We start from the raw sequence: 492 nt of genomic DNA, 5'->3' as shown, positions 1-492 counted from the left end.
CCACCGGGCGTTACTTGTTTTTATCCAAGCAACTCGGCATGGTCTTTCAACCTTGCCTTAGCAAGCCTTTCGGCTTCAGCTTCGGGCGTTACGGACAGCGGCTTTCCGCTCCATTCTGTCCACGAGCGACGCGTCACCGCGTCTGCCCCATTTCCCGACCCTCCGCCCTTGGCCCTACATGCTTAGCCTGGTCTTTGCTTTAACCGTTCGCAACCCGACCGGCAGGGCGGCGAACGGCGGTTCCGGCAGGTTTTAGCGCCTCGCCCCCCGGACGGGATTCGGCGCGAGCCTGTGTTGGGTCGACCCCTGAACGCCCCGAAAGGCTCCGGACCTCACAAGCAAGTTCCGGTCAGGGGCTGGCGGGCTTTAGGCCGCCAGAGCGTAGCTGTCGTCGTTGGCAACTATATTTTGCAGCCTGATTAACGAGGCGAGCTGCATCCTCGGCATGCGCCTTGGGTTTTGCAATCCACGTCGAAACCGGATCGCCCCCAG

General features: G+C 61.6%; 1 other RNA gene. It reads right to left on the bottom strand.

What is annotated here, in order from left to right:
- Positions 1-151: 151 nt before the first annotated feature.
- Positions 152-482: a transfer-messenger RNA gene (gene ssrA / locus ACO0K4_RS19440) on the bottom strand.
- Between the last annotated feature and the right edge of the window lie 10 nt (positions 483-492).

The sequence above is a fragment of the Undibacterium sp. RuTC16W genome, from assembly GCF_049339445.1.
Taxonomy (GTDB): domain Bacteria; phylum Pseudomonadota; class Gammaproteobacteria; order Burkholderiales; family Burkholderiaceae_D; genus Undibacterium.
Note: the sequence above shows the minus strand (reverse complement) of the source record. Positions and strands in the feature narration are given on the sequence as shown.